Source organism: Bartonella massiliensis (genome assembly GCF_902150025.1).
GTDB lineage: Bacteria > Pseudomonadota > Alphaproteobacteria > Rhizobiales > Rhizobiaceae > Bartonella > Bartonella massiliensis.
In genome coordinates, this window is record NZ_CABFVS010000020.1 from 1 (window position 1) to 21104 (window position 21104).

At 35.9% G+C, this 21104-nt stretch carries 20 protein-coding genes and 1 pseudogene; 8 read left to right on the top strand and 13 right to left on the bottom strand.

Annotated features, from left to right (window positions below; all coding sequences use genetic code 11):
* The 3 genes from FNZ60_RS05035 to FNZ60_RS05050 all read right to left on the bottom strand — a co-directional run.
* A partial coding sequence (locus FNZ60_RS05035) for a virulence-associated protein E (RefSeq protein WP_142416581.1) occupies nucleotides 1-212 on the bottom strand: 212 nt, incomplete at its 3' end.
* 104 nt (nucleotides 213-316) lie between these two features.
* Complete coding sequence (locus tag FNZ60_RS05045; protein WP_142416582.1) at nucleotides 317-517, bottom strand: helix-turn-helix transcriptional regulator; 201 nt, start codon at nucleotides 515-517, stop codon at nucleotides 317-319.
* 211 nt (nucleotides 518-728) lie between these two features.
* Nucleotides 729-1895, bottom strand: a complete 1167-nt coding sequence (locus FNZ60_RS05050; RefSeq protein WP_142416583.1) for a tyrosine-type recombinase/integrase — start codon at nucleotides 1893-1895, stop codon at nucleotides 729-731.
* Nucleotides 1896-2108: 213 nt separating this feature from the next.
* Between FNZ60_RS05050 and FNZ60_RS10120 the strand changes: the two are divergent.
* A pseudogene (locus FNZ60_RS10120) lies at nucleotides 2109-2780 on the top strand (integrase); the annotation flags it as partial.
* Nucleotides 2781-3363: 583 nt separating this feature from the next.
* Here FNZ60_RS10120 and ptsN read toward each other — a convergent pair.
* The 4 genes from ptsN to lptC form a co-directional block, all read right to left on the bottom strand.
* Nucleotides 3364-3828 (bottom strand): PTS IIA-like nitrogen regulatory protein PtsN, encoded by a 465-nt coding sequence (ptsN, locus tag FNZ60_RS05055; RefSeq protein WP_142416584.1) that lies wholly within the window; start codon nucleotides 3826-3828, stop codon nucleotides 3364-3366.
* A 1171-nt stretch (nucleotides 3829-4999) separates the two neighbouring features.
* Nucleotides 5000-5791, bottom strand: a complete 792-nt coding sequence (gene lptB / locus FNZ60_RS05060; RefSeq protein WP_142416585.1) for an LPS export ABC transporter ATP-binding protein — start codon at nucleotides 5789-5791, stop codon at nucleotides 5000-5002.
* Between the two features lie 6 nt (nucleotides 5792-5797).
* The gene (locus tag FNZ60_RS05065; protein ID WP_142416586.1) at nucleotides 5798-6397 is read right to left on the bottom strand and encodes an LptA/OstA family protein; all 600 of its coding nucleotides are present in this window, start codon (nucleotides 6395-6397) and stop codon (nucleotides 5798-5800) included.
* 81 nt (nucleotides 6398-6478) lie between these two features.
* On the bottom strand, nucleotides 6479-7123 hold the full coding sequence (gene lptC / locus FNZ60_RS05070; RefSeq protein ID WP_142416587.1) for an LPS export ABC transporter periplasmic protein LptC: 645 nt from the start codon (nucleotides 7121-7123) through the stop codon (nucleotides 6479-6481).
* Nucleotides 7124-7308: 185 nt separating this feature from the next.
* On the opposite strand from lptC, the gene ihfB reads away from it, so the two are divergent.
* From ihfB to FNZ60_RS05105, 7 genes are all read left to right on the top strand, one after another.
* Nucleotides 7309-7587: an integration host factor subunit beta gene (gene ihfB / locus FNZ60_RS05075; protein ID WP_142416588.1), complete on the top strand. Its 279-nt coding sequence runs from the start codon at nucleotides 7309-7311 to the stop codon at nucleotides 7585-7587.
* Between the two features lie 7 nt (nucleotides 7588-7594).
* On the top strand, nucleotides 7595-7891 hold the full coding sequence (locus tag FNZ60_RS05080) for a LapA family protein (RefSeq protein ID WP_142416589.1): 297 nt from the start codon (nucleotides 7595-7597) through the stop codon (nucleotides 7889-7891).
* Between the two features lie 170 nt (nucleotides 7892-8061).
* On the top strand, nucleotides 8062-8994 hold the full coding sequence (locus tag FNZ60_RS05085; RefSeq protein ID WP_142416590.1) for a class I SAM-dependent methyltransferase: 933 nt from the start codon (nucleotides 8062-8064) through the stop codon (nucleotides 8992-8994).
* A 2-nt stretch (nucleotides 8995-8996) separates the two neighbouring features.
* Entirely contained in the window at nucleotides 8997-9845 is an 849-nt protein-coding gene (locus FNZ60_RS05090; protein WP_142416591.1) for a TrmH family RNA methyltransferase, read from the top strand.
* Nucleotides 9842-10345 (top strand): signal peptidase II, encoded by a 504-nt coding sequence (gene lspA / locus FNZ60_RS05095; RefSeq protein ID WP_142416592.1) that lies wholly within the window; start codon nucleotides 9842-9844, stop codon nucleotides 10343-10345. The genes FNZ60_RS05090 and lspA overlap by 4 nt, the downstream gene beginning before the upstream one ends.
* A gap of 2089 nt (nucleotides 10346-12434) precedes the next feature.
* A complete protein-coding gene (locus tag FNZ60_RS05100) occupies nucleotides 12435-13208 on the top strand; it encodes a Bax inhibitor-1/YccA family protein (protein ID WP_142416593.1) in 774 nt (257 codons plus the stop codon).
* 112 nt (nucleotides 13209-13320) lie between these two features.
* Nucleotides 13321-14184, top strand: a complete 864-nt coding sequence (locus FNZ60_RS05105; protein WP_142416594.1) for an endonuclease/exonuclease/phosphatase family protein — start codon at nucleotides 13321-13323, stop codon at nucleotides 14182-14184.
* A 6-nt stretch (nucleotides 14185-14190) separates the two neighbouring features.
* On the opposite strand, the gene polA is transcribed toward FNZ60_RS05105, so the two are convergent.
* From polA to FNZ60_RS05135, 6 genes are all read right to left on the bottom strand, one after another.
* The gene (polA, locus tag FNZ60_RS05110; protein WP_142416595.1) at nucleotides 14191-17100 is read right to left on the bottom strand and encodes a DNA polymerase I; all 2910 of its coding nucleotides are present in this window, start codon (nucleotides 17098-17100) and stop codon (nucleotides 14191-14193) included.
* 329 nt (nucleotides 17101-17429) lie between these two features.
* The gene (gene dnaQ, locus FNZ60_RS05115; RefSeq protein WP_142416596.1) at nucleotides 17430-18137 is read right to left on the bottom strand and encodes a DNA polymerase III subunit epsilon; all 708 of its coding nucleotides are present in this window, start codon (nucleotides 18135-18137) and stop codon (nucleotides 17430-17432) included.
* Between the two features lie 4 nt (nucleotides 18138-18141).
* Nucleotides 18142-18729: a dephospho-CoA kinase gene (gene coaE, locus FNZ60_RS05120; RefSeq protein WP_142416597.1), complete on the bottom strand. Its 588-nt coding sequence runs from the start codon at nucleotides 18727-18729 to the stop codon at nucleotides 18142-18144.
* Nucleotides 18726-19598: a shikimate dehydrogenase gene (locus FNZ60_RS05125; protein WP_142416598.1), complete on the bottom strand. Its 873-nt coding sequence runs from the start codon at nucleotides 19596-19598 to the stop codon at nucleotides 18726-18728. Before FNZ60_RS05125 ends, coaE begins: the two co-directional genes overlap by 4 nt.
* Entirely contained in the window at nucleotides 19591-20187 is a 597-nt protein-coding gene (locus FNZ60_RS05130) for a Maf family nucleotide pyrophosphatase (RefSeq protein ID WP_142416599.1), read from the bottom strand. The genes FNZ60_RS05125 and FNZ60_RS05130 overlap by 8 nt, the downstream gene beginning before the upstream one ends.
* Nucleotides 20188-20199: 12 nt before the next feature.
* Nucleotides 20200-21024 (bottom strand): pyruvate, water dikinase regulatory protein, encoded by an 825-nt coding sequence (locus tag FNZ60_RS05135; RefSeq protein WP_142416600.1) that lies wholly within the window; start codon nucleotides 21022-21024, stop codon nucleotides 20200-20202.
* Nucleotides 21025-21104 lie beyond the last annotated feature (80 nt).

A 21104-nucleotide genomic window follows, 5' to 3' on the forward strand; every position in this document is an offset into this window, starting at 1 on the left:
CCAAGCAAGCCAATTCTTCTAAGCGCTTGTATGATCTCTCTAAAAGAGCAACCAGCATAACAAATGAGCAAGAGACGCCCATCAAGTCCATTGGTAATGGATAAACTAGGCAGCCTATCATCATGAGCTGGACAACGGGCAAGTCCATAACGCCCATACCAAACCCCATGCAAGGCACGTGTAATGCCCCAAGCATTCGTAAAAGAAAACATATTTTTTGATCCTATAATGATTGCATCATAGGACGGACTCTGCTATCGATAATCATCGTGTGAAAATGAAAAGCCTTGTCCATCCTTATGTGACAAGTTTTTTTTTATGCCGCATCACTTTGACGTTGCTGTTTTGCTTGTTCGATAACATTCAAAAGATCCGATTGTAACCAACGGGATAAAAAACCAAATTTTAAAGGTTTTGGTAAAGAGCCATTGGTCACATGACGGTGGAAAGTTGAGACACTCATATGAAGCAATTTTGCACTTTCACGGTCTGTTAAAAGAACATCATTTTCTATCATACTAAACTCCTTTCAAATATTAAAAAAATGAGAACAAATCATAAGCATTTATTAACCATATTTTTGCATCATATGAAAGGTATTTAGTTTATAGAAAACAGTATTTTATCATATATTTTCTAATGCGATAATTTATGAATCTTATTGAGAAAGAATGAGAGAAGAGAGAGCTAAAGTTATCCACAGATAATGGGGTATTACACCCCATATCTTAAGATTGACCTGTGACATAAGCCGCCCATTTATCCATATAAACACGACGCTGTTCTAAATAATCAGTACGACGATAGGCACGCTCTACTTTGCCACCTACTGTATGAGCTAAAATAGTTTCAGCGACTTCATAGGGGGCATCGGTTGTTTCAGCAAGCCAATCGCGTAAACTAGAACGAAAACCATGGGGACGTGCTTCAAGTCCAATCTGTTGCATATATTGTGACATGCAATTTTCACCAAGGGGACCGCGACCGGTTGCAGAAAAAAAGAAGTCATTACGAGAAAGCAATCGTGCTTGTTTTAAGATTTCTAATGCCTCTGATGATAAAGGAACACGAAATTCTGTTGTAGCATCCCGCCTTCCTTTCATATTTTCAGCAGGGATAATCCATATATCGTCTTCAATTTGATCTTCACGAATATGACGCAAGGAATTAGTACGAACGCCTGTCAAAATAAGCAAACGTAAAGCCAGTCGTGTTAGGGTTGATGCTTCGCAAAGTGTTTTATAAAAAGCCGGCACATCTCTCCAATCCATTGCTGGTAAATTTTGCGTTTTATGACGTTGTTTACCTAAGAGCGCGCGTGCTTTTTCTGTTGCTTGTAAATCAACATCCAATCCTAATGCAGCCGCATGTTTGAGACAAAGATTAAGACGTATCAATGCTGTTCGAGCAGTTCCAGCTTTTGAATGCCAAATAGGAGCAAGGACATTGCGTATCTCTGTTTGTGTAATCTCAGAAACGGGCAGACAGCCTAATTTGGGCAGAATATGAAGGCGTAATGGTAAAAACCAACTTCCATCTCTTCCATCCCCTTTTAATTCAGCTTTACGACTTTCAAAAGCATCTACAGCAATATCTTTTAAATAATGGAGATTGCTTATTGCCTCACGCTTTTGTTTATTGCGCTCTTTAATGGGGTCACGCCCATCACGAAGAACAGAACGCCAACCCGTTGCCAACTCACGCGCTTGTTTTAAAGAGACATCTCTCAAGGCACCCAAGCCCATTTCACGGCGCCGACCGTGAATGGTATAACGATAAATCCATTGAGCACCACCATCTTTACGCTTATGGAGTAACAAGCCGGCACCATCGTTATATTTGCCAGCCCCCAATGTTGCGACAGATCTTGCATTAAGACGGTTCATAAGGACCATTTTTACTCCTTTCTTATACAAATTTTACCCACACACCAGCTCCGCTTGTGACGTGCAAATGAGTGATTTTGATTGATACAACATAAACAGATTTGAAATGAGAGAATCTTACGTTATTCGGTGTTCTAATTCAATATAAATAACGCTAGATTATCATTATAAATCAATATGTTGTCGTGAATTGGCAACATACCTATCTTCTATTCGGGGTATTCTGTTTTATGTAAGGGTCGTGACCCCATTAAAGACCATGTGAAAAACAAAAGCGTTAAGCAATAAGCAATCTCCATTATTTAAAAGATATCGCTTTAGATGCTTGTGAAAGTCATGAGGCTGAATTAAAAGGTAATGGTAAGAATGGGAACTGGTTTATACCCTTAAAACTTCATATTCTCCCCAAATTAGGCTGTCTGTCTGTTTCAAAGATTATTCAAATTAAAATACGCAATACGCTTTTTCCCATTTGGCATACAAAAGCTGGAGCTGCTCGGACAGCATTGATGCATCTTTATCTTTGTCTCAAACATGCGACTGCCTTGAGATTGGATGTTGACTTACAAGCAACAACAAAAGCACGAGCTTTCTTAGGCAAACAACGCCATAACACACAAAATATACCAGCTCATGGATTGGAGAGATGTCCCTACCTTTTATCAGGCACGCAGTAAAACGATAATAATAACACAAATAGCTTTGCATTTGCTTCTTCTGACAAGAGTTCGTAGCACTCCCTTGCCTCATATTCGTGAAAATCAAATTGATGAGGATATCTGGAAAATTCTTGGCGCGAAAATATAAAAGGAAAGCGTGACCTCTACAACAGAGTTTTGCGTCCCATTATCATCTAAACCAAACTTAATAAAAAGAGTCGCCCCCCTCCTCTCATATAAAAAACATAATATCTCTTAATCTACCTCTTTATTTCTGCTTGAGCCTTATTATTATTATTCCTAAATACTCAAACTCAACTTATGAATAGACTTAATGCACGAATAAATTTCCCTATTGACTTTTTCGCCGCTCTCAAAGGACGAAGATTATTAACCAAATCTAGCCTGTTAACAGTTTGGATCTTGTTGAGCGTGCTTCTCTTATTTTTCAATTCATGGGATTTGCTTAAACTAAAGGCTCTAACAAACAAGTCCTGCCTAAAAATATTTACGAGATATTCTAGCATTTAATATATTAAGAAAACTTACATGCCTTATCTCACGACACCTCATATGGTATTGTTTTACAGCATAGCAAAATAAACGCATGTAAGAGCATAATGATTGAATGATATACGACAGTAAGAAAAGACACTTACTTCATTGTCATTGCTTTCTCTTTAAAAAGAAATTTCGCTTAGAAACGATTTCTCAAAATTGCGTGACATAACCTTTTTATCAGCCCTTTAAGATACAAATTATATTGCACTTACATTCTATACGTGTATCCTTTGCAATCTGCACACTAACAGTTTCTTTTAAGCTGCGTTTGACTCTGAAGTTTGAATCAATAAAGTATAAAGTGCATTGGCATTTTGTGTATTACGCAATTTTTGCACAACATCAGCGTGACGCAAAACACGTGCAATCTGTGACAAAGCTTTTAAGTGATCTGCACCAGCACTTTCAGGCGCCAAAAGAAGAAAAACGAGATCTATAGGTTCGTCATCGAGAGCTTCAAAATCAACAGGACTTTCAAGACGTGCAAATATACCAATAATCCGATTAATATCAGGTAACTTTCCATGAGGAATCGCAATACCACCACCCAGCCCTGTTGAACCAAGCTTCTCACGTTGTAAAACAATATCAAAAATTACATGCTCACTAAGACCTGTCAGCTGAGACGCTTTTTCGGCTAAAATTTGCAGAACTTGTTTTTTCGAATTAGCCTTAAGAGCCGGAATAATTGCTTCCGGTGCTATTAACTCACTCAAATTCATCCTTTAATTTTCCTTTTACACACTCAAACGCTTACCCATAAATCGGTATAGATATTTAACGTTCTTTCACTTTCGTGCATCATTGTATGTGTTTTACTTTTCAAGTTATCATGAGTGATGGCTCAATACATCTCATATTACTTTTAACGCAATCATAGATAGTATTTAGCTTCTCATTAACAGCATGAGAAAACAAAGAAATGAAGTTGTTCATAAAATTAATTTCCTTACGATACTAGAAAAGGTCATTATTCATAAATTTATTAAACTTATCATAAAAGTTAATTGATATTTTCCATCAAGATTTTTTTCATTTAAAAATGACTTCTTAATAAAACGAGAAGCATACAGGGAAAAGTAGACCTTTACTTTGATAATTATTGTATAGCTCGAACACAACCTTATAACAAAAATCTAAAGGCTTTTAGATGTTTAATGATTATTTTAAAAGATTTATAGATTTAGCCTGATATCTAGAACCGCGCTCCTATTTAAAAATATGCCATACAAACCAACAAAATACAACAATCGTTATTGAATAACTGCAATATATAACTAGTGCTTTTCTCAAAATACTCAAAACAGCATTATTGATATGTTATTTGATTCGATAGAAAAAAATATGATGAATATCTCTTACCTTTCAATAATACACGCAATTTATTTACAGCCTCGTTTATCACTCATTATCCGGTTAATCTAGTAATATCTTTTCTATAATACAATCATGAAGTCAGCTAAACTAATAAAACAAAAAACTCATTTTATAGTGACGAAGCATTTTTTACCACTCAATAAAAATATTTTAAAATTATAGTCATCAAAGAAGTTTTGGCCTAAATAAGGAGATTATTTGGTAATAATGTAACAAATAGAATCACTAGAGAAAATTTTATTGAGCGACCGAATTAAACATATTTATCCTAAACAATTATATTCTTTGAGTGATTTACAGCTTTTAGCAGCGTCATTCTTGTTTCTACAAGAAAGGAACTGTTATTTTTATTTCTATAATAAAAATATATATCGATAATGTGCTTTATTAACAATTAAAATGAAATCACATCCATTCTTATAGAATATAGTGATTACCTAAACATGTGAGAATAGCGTTCATGACAGCCATGCTGTCTCAGTTAAATTTAAATGAAAACTCTTGAAAGCTGTAAAATCAAAGAGAAAACTGATTTCCTAAATAAATTCTGCGGACATCAACGTTGTTGATAATATCATTAGGAGAACCGTGAACTAACACTTTCCCTGTGTGGATAATATAAGCGCGGTCGACAAGCCCTAATGTCTCACGCACATTATGATCCGTTATTAAAACACCAATACCACGCTTGGTTAAATGACGAATAAGTTGTTGAATGTCAAAAACAGCAATAGGATCAATTCCTGCAAATGGTTCATCAAGTAACATAAAACTGGGACGAGAAGCTAAAGCGCGTGCAATTTCAAGTCGTCGACGTTCACCTCCCGATAACGAAAGTGCAGGCATTTTACGCAAATGATCAATTTTAAACTCATGTAAAAGGCTATCTAACTCTTCACGTTGTTTAAGGCGATCTTTTTCAACGATTTCTAAGACAGCTTTAATGTTATTTTCTACTGAAAGACCACGAAAAATCGAAGCTTCTTGCGGAAGATACCCAATACCTAAACGCGCACGTCGATACATCGGAAGACGCGTAATATCAAATCCATCAATTTTAATGGATCCTCCATCAGATTTTATGAGACCCGTAACCATATAAAAGCACGTTGTTTTACCTGCCCCATTGGGTCCTAAAATACCAACCGCTTCTCCTGTACGAATGCCAAAAGAAACACCATTAACTGTCAGCCTTCCGCGATAAACTTTAATCAAATGACTAGCAATTAAAGTCCCTTTTAAACGCTTTTTTGAAGCTTCACTTATAAGATCATGCTGATCAGTTTGTTTTTTTTTGATTCCAAACATGAAACCTTAATGGCCATTCTTTTGATTCTGTTTTAAAATAATAGAAACACGCCCCTTTTTCTTAGGTGTTTCACAACCTTCTAAAAAAGCCTTTCCACTTTCCATATTTGCTGTTAGTTTACATCCTGTTGCAACATTATCACCATCCGTTAATATAACGTGATTTCCTGTCAAACTCATCATTTTTGATTTTCCATCAAAAACACCTTTATCTCCCGTGGCAGTTTGCGTCGCAATTTTTATATAAACTTTTCCTAAAGCTTCCATTTTCTGTACGCCCGACGAACCAAACAAAGCAACAGATGATGCCTTCGTATCTTCCTTGTTCCTATCCGTTCCTTTGTGGGTTTTATCATAATAGACAACTAATTTTGCCGTCCGTAAAAGACGTTCACCTTGCACCACTGACACATCCCCCTTAAAAAGCGCTATCCCTTCTTTATCACGTATTTCTAAAGAATCTGCATGAAGTTCTACCGGTTCCTTGTCACTTGATAGACTTATTCCAAAATGGGTCCCTTCAGCATATCCTAAAAAGCTTCCTCCTCCTAACATTCCTATGCTAAAAGCTAACGTTATACCTATCCATCTTTTGTGTGGTTTCATTATTTCAATTCTTCTGTCTATGTATACCCATGAATTCTCTTTTATTTAAATATCCCTTAGAGATTCGGTATTAATATTGTGTCATTGCTTTTGGAGGACTAAATGCACACCACCATGGAAATACATGTTTTTTCCTTTGTCTCGAATTTGTAAGGCATTGGCGGCAAGATGCAAACCAGTTCGCTGGATATTCACACGTTGATCTGTTTTTAACTGTCCCTCAGATAAATTAATATTAGCCGACATAAATTGTACCATTATCCCATCATTCGTTGTAATGGTGAATGGCTTATCTAACTGTAAAAAACCATTAATGTTATCGTAAACGCCCCCTTGTGCTGCGAGAAAAACTTGTCTTTGGTGACCCATAGATGCTTTCGCTGTAATATTTTTCAACCCAATTGTTCTAGAGTGCATATGATCTTGAAATGCCTTTTCTGCTTTAAGCCAATAAGGTTCATGAGCGCGTGTATACCCTTCTAATTTTGGATTAAGGATTGTCAGGTTCATCTCTCTATCCTCTTCATTATTCAAAGGCATAGGATCAGAAGTATCAGGAACCAAAAAAAACGTAAACCAGCAAAAAACCAACGCTGAAACCAACGCTAAGAGGGGTAAAAAAATTTTTAATAGGCTAATACGACGCGAATGACGGGATGCTTTTTTAAAAACATCTCCAAAAGATGATTGCGTTGAAAAGACTTCAGAATGATTGTGTACGGACATACTCTCCTAATCTCTTAAATATTCCGCATTTTTAAGCTGTATAACCTTTATAAAAATTATTTTCAAATTTTGTTTCTTGCAATTTGTTTTTTCTTGGTTTTATTTTGCTTTTATCCATTTATATAGTGTAATATGTATGAAGTGCACAATGATAAAAAAGTTTTTTGTATGAAAGTGAGGCTATTGTGGTAAAATCAGAGCTTGTGCAAATTATTGCTCGTCATAACCCGCATCTTTTTCAACGGGATGTGGAGAATATTGTAAACGCTATTTTTGAAGAAATTTCAACAGCACTTGCAAATGGTAATCGTGTAGAACTTCGTGGATTTGGAGCTTTTTCCGTAAAAAGCCGCTCTGCCCGTAATGGACGTAATCCACGAACAGGGGAGGCCGTTGCGGTTGAAGAAAAATGGATTCCTTTTTTTAAAACTGGTAAGGATTTACGCGACCGTCTTAATCAGTGAGAAACTTATGATCATTAAACGTATTATTTTAACAAGTATCGGTGTGATTCTCGCAGCATTTTTAATTGTCTTTATCATAGCTAATCGTCAAATGGTTCCGTTAACGCTTGCCCCTTTTCGAGCAAATTCTGGAAATTTTACTTATCATGCCCCCCTCTTTATATGGCTCTTAATTTTCTTTGCTATTGGTATTACATTAGGAAGTTTAATCAATTGGTTGTCCTATCACAAATGCAAAAGAGCTCTCAAAAAAAGCAAAGGCGAGATTGAGAAATTAAAAACGTCTATCGCAAATCTGGTGTAATGGTATTTTTATGAAACCTTTTTCTCTTTAGTATTTTATATCCAATATAGCGTTAAAAGTGCTCTTTTTCTATACGTATTTTAATTGATTTTAGCTCTTTTACACTTTTATGAGACGTTTAAGAGCTTTATAATGTAATTTTTACACCCTCATGTATCGTGATGCAAAACATGCCTGCCCAATACTTTCAATCTTCCCACAAGAATAGATATCCGCAGGAAAAGTTACCCCTTATTTTAGAAACGAGTACGAATGAAAGTTATGCTCTCATTGATTCTGGGGACGGAAAAAAATTAGAGCGTTATGGAGATTATCGAATTATTCGACCAGAAGGTCAAGCATTATGGAAACCCACTTTATCAAAAAAACAATGGGCTGATGTTGATGCTATTTTTACTGGTAAACTTGATGAGGAAGGTGTGGGGCGTTGGTATTTCCCTAAAACGCCACTTGATGAAACATGGCCCCTTTCTTGGAATGGGCTGTCCTTTCTGGGTCGTTTTACTTCCTTTCGCCATGTGGGTTTTTTTCCGGAACAAGATGCCCATTGGCGCTCTATGGAAGAACAAATTCTTAAAGCCGCACGTCCTATCAAATTATTGAATCTTTTTGGCTATACAGGTGTTGCCTCTTTGATTGGAGCACGAGCGGGTGCAAACGTTACCCATGTTGACGCTTCTAAAAAAGCCATTGCGTGGGCAAAAGCTAATCAGAAAAGAGCAGGATTACCAGATCGTTCTATTCGTTGGATTTGCGACGATGCTGTAAAATTTGTCGAGCGTGAACTGCGTCGTAAAAAAAGCTATGATATGATCCTTCTTGATCCTCCTGCTTATGGGCGTGGCCCCCATGGCGAAGTTTGGCAGCTATTTGATCATTTACCAGCCATGATTACAAATTGTCGTAAACTTCTTTCTGATAAACCACTCTCTGTTGTCCTTACAGCTTATTCTATTCGTGCTTCCTTCTTTGCACTTCATGCTTTAATGCGTGATGCATTTGTAAATCTTGGGGGTACGGTCGAATCAGGAGAACTTATTTTGCGAGAAGAAGCTGCAGGGCGTGCCCTTTCTACTTCTCTTTTTAGCCGTTGGATTGCTTAAATATGTATACACCTAAAACTGGTAGAGTGAAAGAAATTACCTCTCTTAGCAACCCCATCATAAAAGACCTTAAAGCACTTAGCCAAAAGAAAAACCGTAATCGCGAAGGTCTTTTCATGGCAGAGGGGTTAAAACTAGTTATTGATGCTCTCAATCTCGGCTGGACAATACAGACGCTTATTTTTTCTAAAAGCGAAATTGGTAATGCTGCTATCGAAAATACTGCTGCACGTGCTGTAGCCAATGGTAGTTTTGTTATCAAAGCCTCACAAAAGGTTATGGAATCACTGACTCGGCGCGATAATCCACAAACAGTTATTGGTATTTTCAAACAAAAATGGCAACCTCTTGAAATGATAAAGGGACAGGATAAAGATGTCTACATCGCGCTTGATCGTGTGCGTGATCCTGGAAATCTTGGAACCATTATTCGCACGGCTGATGCCGTAGGTGCTAAAGGTGTTATTTTAATTGGAGAAACAACAGATCCTTTCTCACCTGAAACGGTTCGTGCAACCATGGGATCAATTTTTTCTATCCCCCTTTATCGTTTTGATGAAAGTGCCTTTTTAAACTGGTCTACTCACTTTAAAGGCATGATCGTTGGCACGCATCTCAAGGGATCTCTGGATTATCGTAAACTTGATTTGAAAAATGGTCCTGTTATCCTTTTAATGGGAAATGAAAAACAGGGGTTATCCGATATTCTTACAAATCGCTGTGATAAACTCGCGCGTATTCCACAAAGTGGACGTGCTGATTCGCTTAATTTAGCAATAGCAACTGCTGTGATGCTTTATGAAATCCGTCGCCCTTATTTAACACTGGAACCATGCGAGGAAAAAATATGATCCGTCAATCACTCTCTTTTCTTCTCTTAGGCCTAGCGATTACAACAGGGCTTGATCAAGCTGTTAAGTACTGGATTATAAACAATATGCCTTTAGGAACAGAAATCCCGCTGATTCCTTTTCTTTCCCTTTATCATGTGCGTAACTCTGGCATTGCATTTTCGTTTTTTTCTTCCTTTTCTCACTGGGGAATCATTGCCATCACGATTATTGTGACTATCTTTCTTTTATGGTTATGGAAAAATACTGAATACAATAAGTCTTTAACGCGCTTTGGTCTTATACTCATTATTGGAGGAGCAATCGGCAATCTTATTGATCGTATTCGCTTTCATCATGTCACCGATTATATACTTTTCCATATTGATGATATTTTTTATTTTGCTATTTTCAATCTTGCAGATAGTTTTATCACTGTTGGTGTTATTGCCATCCTTATTGAAGAATTGCGTACTTGGATGAGAGCAAAACGTCATTCTAACCATACATCTTCCCATTGATGTTATCATCGCCCTTTAAAAAACAGAGATCTTTAACCATCATAAGCTTGATTACAAATTGATTTCTCTTGAATAATTCTTGCGTCTCCTCGTTTTTACATATTTTCTTTATGAGACTTTATATTTTCATCTTTAGTCAAGGCAAAAGAAATAAACTCAGATAGAAATCAATACTTTTTACCCGTATATCTTCTCTCTTATCCTGAGATGAAAGTATTTTTCAGCATTTAAAGTTCTATTTATTTTCTTAGAATAATTGCTTTTCGTATGTTTTTTTAGTTTTTACAGATATCATTTCTTTAAAGCACTTTTCTTTAGCTTCGTTAAAAAACTCTCTTTAATTTTTATATATTGTTTAATAAAGAAAATTTTTTCAACTAGTTTTAAAGGGGTGTTTTAAAATCAAGCTATTGATTATAAATATAATTTACCGTTTTATATGTTGGATCAAAAATCTCGAATATTATAAGATTCTGTCATTTAAATCTGTTCATGTTGAATCCATTAAAACCATGTCTCTTGCACGATACAAGTGGGGTTTGCGTTTAAATAAAAGCTGCAAAATAAAATTATCTCTTATGAAGAGTCTAGAGTCTAAAGTGCCAAAGGTTGTTGCAACATTAAAAGCTGATAATATATAAAGACGATGTTGGCTTGCAGCTTATTCCTTTATAAGCGTAGAGATAGAGATGCTCTGTAGATTTTATATTATTTTATGGAAGCTTTTACGCTATACCATTCACAGACTCTGTCACAAAATGAACTTGGAAAGCATTGTGGATATCTTCTAAAACAAGTCAGTGAATTGAAAATCCAATAACACTCTGCTCTTCATGAAGAATGTAACGAAAAAATAAATAAAAATACCCCTTATGAACGCTCCCACATACCAAGTTTGCCGCAGCATTAGAAACAAAAAAGAGTACGATAGTAGCAGCTTGTACCTTTATTAAGTCAAGATGATACGCGCATAATATGATAAGCTCTTCAGAGAAGATTTTACCTTACACTCTTCATAATCACTGTCGATAAACAAACTTTAGAATATTGAAAGTATTTATTAAATGATTACTGTTGTCTACTAAGATACTTGTTATAAGTTTTTTTTGTGATTTTAATTTCTATTCGTCTTTTCTCAATAAAGTATGAATTTAATCTATTGATTTTAAATCATAACTTTATATTGAATTCAAGCTGCTTTAAATTGCCATTTTTCATTGTTTCAAATTTTTTTATTTTTAAATGAAAAAGTTATTTTCAACAATAAAGTGACAGAGCTATAGGTATATGTTTTGTTGTTTCATAATGTAAAACTTGTGATGCATATAATGCAAAATCTATGATGCATAATCATTTTTATATTTACGAAGAAGAAAATTGGCATCACCATATTATTTTCTAGCTCTCAATGTTTTGCTATAGCTCTTTGCACTTAAGAAAGCTTATGAGAGATATTTTTACTTCTTTTTATCCGCATGCCAATCCTGCTCATGTCGTGCAAGAAAATGATCTTGATTGATTTAATATAAATAGATTTATCATCAAAGAATCTTACAATATTTTTGGGGAAGTATTTGAGAGTAAAAAAACTTATTACCCTTATAAGAACTTAAGAATTAATATATTTTTATATATCAATATGTTATACAAAATACGCAATTCAACTTTAAGTCTTTTAGCTGGATAGAACAGATGCAATCTTGAGGATTGAAAAATAGCGTAATGTCACGTACCATTTTCCTCCTCATCATAAATAGGTATTTTATAGGTGAGAATTAGAGAATTCCTGTGAATAATGAAAAGTTTTAGTCCCGTCTTTTTATCGTGAAAAAATATGGTAAAAAACGTAAATATTTTTCATTAAAATGAACCATTTCCTTACTAATTTGTAAACTTCTTGCTTTGATAAATCTCTTGTAATTTTTTAATAAATCTCCATAATAAAGGGAGATATGCTGGAATTCCGCCAGTGATTCTGAAGGTTTTTTGTATTTGCTAAATAAAGGCTTATATGAGACTTGTCTCTGGAAGGAGAGAGACACTTTAAAAACCAATATCTGACGGGACATATGCTAAAGGATTTTATATTATGGCTAATTTTAAAAATTTACGTTCGGCGCCTGCTTCTCATGCCGATGCATCAATTGATCAGGGATTGCGCAACTATATGTTGGGTGTCTACAATACAATGGCCATTGGTTTGCTTATTACAGCTGCTGCCGCCTATGTAATTGTGTCATTAGCAACGACAACAGATATGAGCCAAGCAGCAGCTCAGATCAATAGCAGTGTTTATTTGACATCATTCGGGGTAACATTTTATACATCGCCATTCGCTTATATTGTTATGTTTGCACCACTGGTTGCTGTTTTATTCCTCAGTTTTAAAATTAATACGCTAAGCACAAATACTGCGCGTAGCCTCTTTTTTGGTTATGCTGCTCTGGTTGGGCTTTCACTTTCTTCAATCGTTTTGCGTTATACAACAGAAAGTGTTGTTCAAACCTTTGTCATTTCCGCTGCAACTTTTGGAGCCCTTTCGCTTTATGGATATACAACAAAGCGTGATCTTACAGCAATTGGTTCATTCCTATTCATCGGATTGATTGGTTTATTGCTTTCTATGATTGTAAACATTTTTCTTGGATCAAGTGCTTTGCAATTTGCTATCTCCGTGATTGGTGTTTTTATCTTTGCTGGTTTAACAGCTTACGATACTCAGAGTATTAAGTTGATGTATTATGAAGGAGATGAAAGCGACACCACAGGACGCAAAGTCATTATGGGTGCATTAAATCTTTATCTTGATTTCATCAATATGTTTGTCTTCTTGCTACAGTTTCTCGGCTCAAACCGTGACTGATTGCAAAAATCATAACTCAATGAGAGAACCTTGTTTCTAAAAGAGACAAGGTTCTTTTGTTTTTAGTGTAAGTTTTTACCCTTCACCTCTTAAGTATTATTTTTTTCGCAAAATGATAAAAATACCTTATAAACAAAAATTCCCTCGGTTTACTGGTTTTGTCCAACAAAAACTCCATAGCTCCTTTTTAAAGGCAATCTATAGCCGTTCTCATCATCAATCAAATATCCTCAACCCAAATCATCATTATGATCTGACCGTTGCTTCCTATAATGTGCATAAATGCGTAGGTGTTGATAAAGTTTTTAATCCTAAACGAATTGTCCGTGTTATTACTGAATTACAAGTTGATATCCTTGCTGTTCAAGAAGCTGATAAACGTTTTGGAGAACGTATTGGTTTGATTAATCTTCCGCTATTAAAAGCTGAAACCGGCTTGATCCCTGTGCCTCTCGATACTATGTCACCCCGTGGTCATGGTTGGCATGGGAATGCTCTTTTTTTGCGAAAGGGATATGTGCGTGATACTTTGCAAGTCACTCTTCCTGGTATTGAACCACGTGGGGCCATCATTGTAGAGTTGGAAATGGCAGCAGGTCCTATTCGTATTATTGCGGCTCATTTTGGCTTATTACGTTATTCTCGTAAACAACAAACAAAAATGCTTCTTGCAATTTTGCAAAAACGCTCCCTTATGCCTACACTCCTCATTGGAGATTTTAATGAATGGCGGATAGGAAAAGGCTCATCTTTAAACCATTTTTCCCCCTATTTTGATAGCACACTTGAAGTTGTACCAAGCTTTCCCTCTCGCTTTCCCTTCTTAGCCCTTGATCGCGTTTTTGCCTTTCCTCACCAATTGGTAACAAATCTTGAAAATCACCATTCACCACTTGCGCGCATTGCCTCAGATCATTTACCGATCAAAGCCTATCTTAATCTTGCTAATGCAATCAACATCCTTAAAAATAAATGAAAAAAGTTAATGTGCCTCATCCCAATTTTGAGCCGTCATGACTTTCACTTCAAGAGGTACAGACAAAGATAAAACCGGCATTGTGGCATTTTCCATGATATTTTTAACAACAGCCATAGTTTTTTCACTCTCTTCTTCTGGTACTTCAAAAATCAGCTCATCATGTACTTGCAGTAACATTTTTGCTGATAGATTTTCTTCTTTTAAAGCATTTTCCATCTGTATCATAGCACGGCGAATAATATCGGCCGCAGAACCTTGAATTGGAGCATTGATCGCCGCTCGCTCATTAAGAGAACGAATTTTTACATTCTTTGCACTTATTTCTGGATAATGGACACGACGTCCAAAAATTGTTTCTACATAACCATTCTCACGCGCAAAACTTTTGATCTTTTCCATATAATCTTTAATTCCTGGAAATCTTTCAAAATAAAGTTGAATATAACGACTTGCTTCTTGGCGTGAAATCCCTAATTGATTGGCTAATCCAAACGCTGAAATACCATAAATAATACCAAAATTAATCGCTTTTGCACGCCGTCGTATATCTGAATGCATTCCCTCTATCGCAACGCCAAACATTTGTGATGCCGTTATAGCGTGAATATCATATCCTTTAGCAAAAGCTTCTTTTAATGCTTTTATATCCGCAACATGTGCAAGAATGCGTAATTCAATCTGACTATAATCAGCAGAAAGCAAAACATGTCCTTTGGGAGCAATAAAAGCTGTTCGAATTTTACGTCCTTCAGCAGTCCGCACTGGAATATTCTGCAAATTTGGCTCTGATGATGATAACCGCCCTGTTGATGTTATTGCCAAAGAATAATTCGTATGAACACGCCCTGTTTTTGGTAAAATATAAGAAGGCAAAGCATCGGCATAGGTAGATTTTAGCTTTGCAAGTTGACGCCACTCAATAATTTTACGCGGTAAAACATGACCTTCAGCTGACAACTCTTCTAAAGTCTGTGCAGAAGTTGACCATTGTCCACCCTTGGTTTTAGCACCTCCAGGCAATCCCATTTTGCCAAAAAGGATATCCCCTAATTGCTTTGGCGAAGCAATATTAAATTTCTCATCAGCTAACTGATAAATTTCTTCTTCTAAAATCAAAGCAGCTTGTGCCAATTCCCCTGAAAGACGCAATAAAATCTGTCGATCAATAAGAATCCCACGTTCTTCCATTCTTGCAAGAACTTCTACAAGGGGACGATCAAGGCGCTCATAAATTCTTGTCATCCCCCGAGAGACAAGTTGTGGTTTCAAAACTTGCCAAAGGCGTAGTGTTATATCGGCATCTTCCGCCGCATAAAGAGTTGCTTGTTTTAAATCTACTTGTGCAAAAGAGGTTATCTTTTTACCGTTATGCGTTAAATCTTTATAGGCAATTGGTTTATGTCCAAGCCAACGTTCAGATAGATCATCCATATTATGGGTTAAAGTTCCTGCATCCAAAGCATAAGACAAAAGCATAGTATCATCAAAAGAACGTATCACAATGTCGTATTGCTTCATCACCAACCAATCATATTTTATGTTCTGACCAATTTTTAACACTGCTGAATCTTCTAATAACGGTTTTAAAAGTGCTAAAGCTTTTGAGGTCTCAATCTGCGAAGCAATACGTCCGCCTCTCAAAAGGTCATCCTCTCCTTCATCAAAATGTTCAAGAGGTATATAGGCTGCTTTTTCTGGTTGTAATGCGAGTGAAAAACCAACAAGCTTTGCTTGCATCGGATCAAGAGAGGTTGTTTCAGTATCAAAAGAGAAAAAACCCTGTTCTTGTGCTTGTGATAACCACTCTTTTAAAACCTCCTCATCAAAAATCGTTGTATAAGTCTCTCTTGTAATTTTTTGGGTTAGTGCTTGATCTTTACGCTTTTGTGCAAAAACTTGTGGAGAATTTTCAGAAAAATTATGATGGAATTTTTGCTCTATGTTCTTGGTATTAGAATCATGCTGGTCATTAGACTTTTCCCATTCAACATCTACATCAAGTGCATCAATAACAGCGGCATCGCACGCCGTCGCCTCTGCCACACGACGCGTTAATGTTGAAAACTCCATCGCTTTCAAAAAGGCAATTAAGCGTGGCCCATCTTGTGTTTCCAAAATAAAATCATCTAAATCATTATCTATAGGAACATCTGTTTTAAGCCTAACAAGTTCACGAGAAATTTTAACCTGTTCACTATAAGCTTGTATGTTTTCACGTCGTTTTGTTTGCTTAATTTCAGTCACGCGTTGTAACAAAAGATCAAGAGAACCAAACTGATTTAACAACTGAGCAGCAGTTTTTGGTCCAATGCCTGGAATACCCGGTACATTATCCGTCGAATCTCCAATTAATGCTTGTAAATCAATCATCTTTTCAGGAGGAACACCCCATTTTTCTATAACTTCTGAGATACCTATATGTTTGTCTTTCATTCCATCATACAAGGATACATGTGTATTGACGAGTTGCATAAGATCCTTATCAGAAGAGATAATGGTTGTCTTTGCACCAACCTTTGTTGCTAATTGTGTATAGGTCGCTATCAAATCATCCGCTTCAAAGCCTTCCTTTTCAATACAAGGCAAATTAAAGGCCTTTGTTGCTTGGCGTATTAACGCAAATTGAGGAATTAAATCTTCGGGAGGTTCAGAACGATTCGCTTTATATTGAGGATAAATTTGTTTTCGAAAAGTATCAGATGAATAATCAAAAATAACAGCAAAATGTGTTGGAACAATACCAGTTGCTGTATTACGAGCATCACAGAGTAATTTCCATAACATATTACAAAAACCAGCTACTGCTCCTATAGGAAGTCCATCCTTTTTACGTTTTAAAGGCGGCAAAGCATAGTAAGCGCGAAAAATATAGCCCGATCCGTCAACCAACAAAAGATGATCTGTTGCTTTCATGACAATTTTATTTCTCCATTTCAATTAAGAAAACACATTACCCTTATATATTTTTTTCACTTTTATTTTAATTTTTTCATTTTGCCTCTAAAAAGCCATTTTTTCTTTCCATAAGACATGAAGTCGTTGCACTTTATATTACGTACCTAGAGCTTTTCTTTGCTGTTACAGGATTAATAGCTTTCATTTTGCTCCTCCTATGATAGCTGAGGTACGATGTAGCGACAGGGTCGTTGTGGTGTTCCCCTCCCCACAACGACCGTTTTTTTTGACATCTATATTTCTCATTTTTAAGCTTAAGTAACTTTTTTAGAGAAAAGGTAAGGGTGTTATTCATAAACTTTGAAGTTATTCCACAAAGCTTTTTCACCCATTTTATTGATAAAATCAGCGTGTAACTTTTTTTCTTGTGCACTCAATCTTGAAGGTAAAATCTGTGGACGCAATTTAACTGTATAAGGAGCATCTTTATCATTTTGGGTATGTTCATCAGTATCCCTTCTGTTATCAAAACCCAATACGCCCTGCTTTCCACCAATCAATTCAATATAAACATCGGCCAAAATCTCTGCATCAAGCAAAGCACCATGAAGAACACGATGGCTGTTATCAATTCCAAAGCGTTTGCATAAAATATCAAGAGAATTAGGACCCATAGGGAATTTACGCCGTGCCATAGCCAATGTATCAAGAATATTATCAACACTGATAAGCGGCTTATTGACGCGTTTTAATTCTGCATTAATAAAACCTATATCAAAACTTGCATTATGCGCGATCATGGTCGCGTCTTTGATAAATTCCAAAAATTCATCAACGATATCACTAAAACTTTTCTCGTTTTTTAGGCGTTCATTGGTTAATCCGTGAATTGCCACAACTTCGTCAGGAATAATAACATCTTCAGGGTTTAAATAAACGTGAAATTGGCGCCCTGTAAGATAACGATCAACCATTTCTACACAACCAATTTCGATTATGCGATCTTTCTCTTTATCTAAACCTGTTGTTTCTGTATCAAAAATAATTTCACGCATGATTTCAATTCTTTAGTATTTTTTTTATCACATCAAAAACCTGTTGACGTGTATTCTCTAAATCTTTCCCTGTATCAATAATAAAATCAGCACGTTCTCGTTTTTCTTCATCCGACATTTGCCTCGCATTGATAAAGGCAAATTTTTTCTCATTCATACCTTGACGAATCATTACACGTTCTTTTTGTATTTCCGGTGGAGCAGAAACAACAATAACGCTATCTACACGACTTTCACCATTTTTTTCAAACAGAAGAGGAATATCAAGAATAACTAATTTTTTCCCCTGTTTGCGTGCTGTATCAATAAATTCTCTTTCCTTTTCTTGTACCAAAGGATGAATTATTTTTTCTAATGTTTGTAATTTTTCCTTACTAGCAATCAAAATTTCAGAAAGTTTCAAACGATTAACCTCACCGTTTTCAATAACACTAGGAAAAATACGCTCTATGCGTGACAAAGTTGGTTCACTTTTATAAAGCTGTTGTACTGCTTCATCAGCACTAAAAACAGAAATACCCGCTTGCTTGAAAAAATCCGCAACCGTCGACTTTCCCATGGCAATCGATCCCGTTAATCCTATGACCTTCATTCTCTTTCTTTACTCATATCCTCTAAAATAGCTGTCCGTAATGCTTTTGTTACCTGTGGTCTTATTCCAAACCATCGTTCAAAACCTATAACAGCCTGATGTAAAAGCATCCCAAATCCATCAACAGTTCTTAGACCACAAGCTTTTGCCTGTTGTAAAAAAGGGGTTATCAATGGTGTATAAACAATATCTGTTACCAATGCCGTTTCTTTTGCTTTATGAAAATCACAAAAAAAAGAAGTACTTTTTTCTTCTGTATTTTTTATGCCTATGGAAGTTGTATTAACAATCAAATCAGCTTGATAAAGAATTTCATGGATTTTATGCCAATCGTAAACTTTAATGGGTTTTCCAAAATGCTGAGCTAAATTATCAGCACGTTGTTTTGTACGGTTAACGAGATAAATCTGTTCAAATCCGCATTTTTTTAAAGCGTATAGGATCGCGCGTGCAGCACCACCTGCCCCAAAGACAAGAGCTGTTTCCCCTCCCCAATCAGATGCAAAATCATCAAGATTAGCGCTAAAACCATAGGCATCACTATTTGTGGCACAAAGTTTATCTCCTTCATACCAAAGTGTATTAACAGCACCAATCATTGTCGCTCTTTCATCTTTATAATCTGCTAAGCGAAAGGCTTCTTGTTTATGTGGCAGAGTAACATTTCCCCCACAAAAGCCCATTTTTTGTAAAGAAGTCATAAAATGATTGAATTCTTCAGAGGTTACTTCCTGTGCAAGATATTCCCCTTGTAAACCATATTGTTTCAGCCAAAAATTATGAATTCTTGGTGATTTTGAATGATGGATAGGAAAACCAACAACAAAAGCGCGGGGATAATTTGTTTGTCTTGTTATTAAATCAGCCATCAATAATCCCCAAATGACGCAATTTTACGAGCAGAGGCAGTAAAGGTAAACCAACAATGGTAAAAAAATCTCCATCAATTTTTTCAAAGAGATGAATCCCTTCCCCTTCAATTTGATAGACTCCTACACTATTCAAGACATCTTTTCCGACACGCACTAAATAACGTTCAATAAATTCTGACGAGAGTAAACGCACAGACATATGTGCGCTAAAAGCCTCACCCCAAATTTTTTGACCATTTTTAAATAAAGCTACCGCACTATGAAGAGAATGTGTTTTTCCTGATAATTCACATAAACGTTTATGTGCTTCCTTAATATTTGTTGCTTTATGAAAAACTTTACCTTCCAAATCAAGCACTTGATCACAACCAATAACGAAAGCATTAGGAAAACGATCTGAAACATTTTTTGCTTTTGCACCTGCGAGAAAACAGCTAAGTTCCTTAGGTGTTTTTCCTTTTGCTTTTTTTTCTATTTCTCTTTCATCAAAAGAAGCTCCTTCGATGAAAAAATTTAAACCTGCTTTCTTCAATAGTTGTGCACGATAAAAACTAAGAGATGCTAATATTAATGTCTCTGTGTTCATGAGAATTTTCTCTTATTTTCCTTCACGAAATCGTGATAAAAGTTCAAATATTGCAGCAGCAGTCTCTTCAATAGAGCGTCTTGTGACATCAATAATAGGCCAACCAAAACGTTCGCAAATGCGTTTTGCATAGATTAATTCTTCAGCTATGTTAATACGATTCGTATAACTCTCAAGAGCAAAACCTTCTCCCAAATCTCTATTTTGGCGAATATGTGAGATTCTTTCAGCTGAAGCAATTAAACCAATAATCAAAGAATTTTTTGCTTCTAAAAGGGATTCTGGCAAATCAATATTAGGAATAAGGGGGACATTAGCCGTTTTGATTCCGCGATTTGCTAAATAGATACTTGTTGGTGTTTTAGAAGTCCTTGAAATTCCTACAAGAACCACATCCGCCTCAGATAAGCTACTGGAAGACTGTCCATCATCATGTTCTATTGTAAAATCTAGCGCTTCAATACGGCGAAAATAATCTGCATTGAGATCGTGCTGTGCACTCGCACGTAAATGGGTTGGCATTCCAAGGTATGACTGAAAAGCATTTAAAACAGGATGCAATATATCAATACAGGGAACTTTTATTTTTTTGCATCTTTTCTGAAGAAGAAGTTTAAATTCTTCATCAATCATTGTGTAAAGAACAATACCTGGCTCTTGTTGTATTTCATCAAGAGCTTTTTGTAACTGTATTTTATTACGAATCATAGGATAGATATGCTCTGTTGCTTCACTCGTTGTATACTGCGATGTTACAGCTCTTCCAACAGAGATTAATGTTTCCCCCGTTGCATCAGAAAGCATGTGTAAATGAAAGGATTTTTTTTCTTTTATCACAAAAATTTTAACTCCTTGTTAAGACATGTGTATATATCCTTATCAATTTTTATAAAACCAAAATTTAGAAAAAACTTTCC

Excerpts from the sequence above, each read along its gene's own strand:
- lptB (WP_142416585.1), bottom strand. The coding sequence starts at position 5,791 with ATGTTTGGAATCAAAAAAAAACAAACTGATCAGCATGATCTTATAAGT.
- lspA (WP_142416592.1), top strand. The coding sequence starts at position 9,842 with ATGATCCGTCAATCACTCTCTTTTCTTCTCTTAGGCCTAGCGATTACA.
- ptsN (WP_142416584.1), bottom strand. The coding sequence starts at position 3,828 with ATGAATTTGAGTGAGTTAATAGCACCGGAAGCAATTATTCCGGCTCTT.
- FNZ60_RS05080 (WP_142416589.1), top strand. The coding sequence starts at position 7,595 with ATGATCATTAAACGTATTATTTTAACAAGTATCGGTGTGATTCTCGCA.
- FNZ60_RS05065 (WP_142416586.1), bottom strand. The coding sequence starts at position 6,397 with ATGAAACCACACAAAAGATGGATAGGTATAACGTTAGCTTTTAGCATA.
- FNZ60_RS05100 (WP_142416593.1), top strand. The coding sequence starts at position 12,435 with ATGGCTAATTTTAAAAATTTACGTTCGGCGCCTGCTTCTCATGCCGAT.
- lptC (WP_142416587.1), bottom strand. The coding sequence starts at position 7,123 with ATGTCCGTACACAATCATTCTGAAGTCTTTTCAACGCAATCATCTTTT.
- FNZ60_RS05130 (WP_142416599.1), bottom strand. The coding sequence starts at position 20,187 with ATGAACACAGAGACATTAATATTAGCATCTCTTAGTTTTTATCGTGCA.
- FNZ60_RS05045 (WP_142416582.1), bottom strand. The coding sequence starts at position 517 with ATGATAGAAAATGATGTTCTTTTAACAGACCGTGAAAGTGCAAAATTG.
- dnaQ (WP_142416596.1), bottom strand. The coding sequence starts at position 18,137 with ATGCGTGAAATTATTTTTGATACAGAAACAACAGGTTTAGATAAAGAG.
- FNZ60_RS05105 (WP_142416594.1), top strand. The coding sequence starts at position 13,321 with ATGATAAAAATACCTTATAAACAAAAATTCCCTCGGTTTACTGGTTTT.
- FNZ60_RS05090 (WP_142416591.1), top strand. The coding sequence starts at position 8,997 with ATGTATACACCTAAAACTGGTAGAGTGAAAGAAATTACCTCTCTTAGC.
- coaE (WP_142416597.1), bottom strand. The coding sequence starts at position 18,729 with ATGAAGGTCATAGGATTAACGGGATCGATTGCCATGGGAAAGTCGACG.
- FNZ60_RS05050 (WP_142416583.1), bottom strand. The coding sequence starts at position 1,895 with ATGGTCCTTATGAACCGTCTTAATGCAAGATCTGTCGCAACATTGGGG.
- FNZ60_RS05125 (WP_142416598.1), bottom strand. The coding sequence starts at position 19,598 with ATGGCTGATTTAATAACAAGACAAACAAATTATCCCCGCGCTTTTGTT.
- polA (WP_142416595.1), bottom strand. The coding sequence starts at position 17,100 with ATGAAAGCAACAGATCATCTTTTGTTGGTTGACGGATCGGGCTATATT.
- FNZ60_RS05085 (WP_142416590.1), top strand. The coding sequence starts at position 8,062 with ATGCCTGCCCAATACTTTCAATCTTCCCACAAGAATAGATATCCGCAG.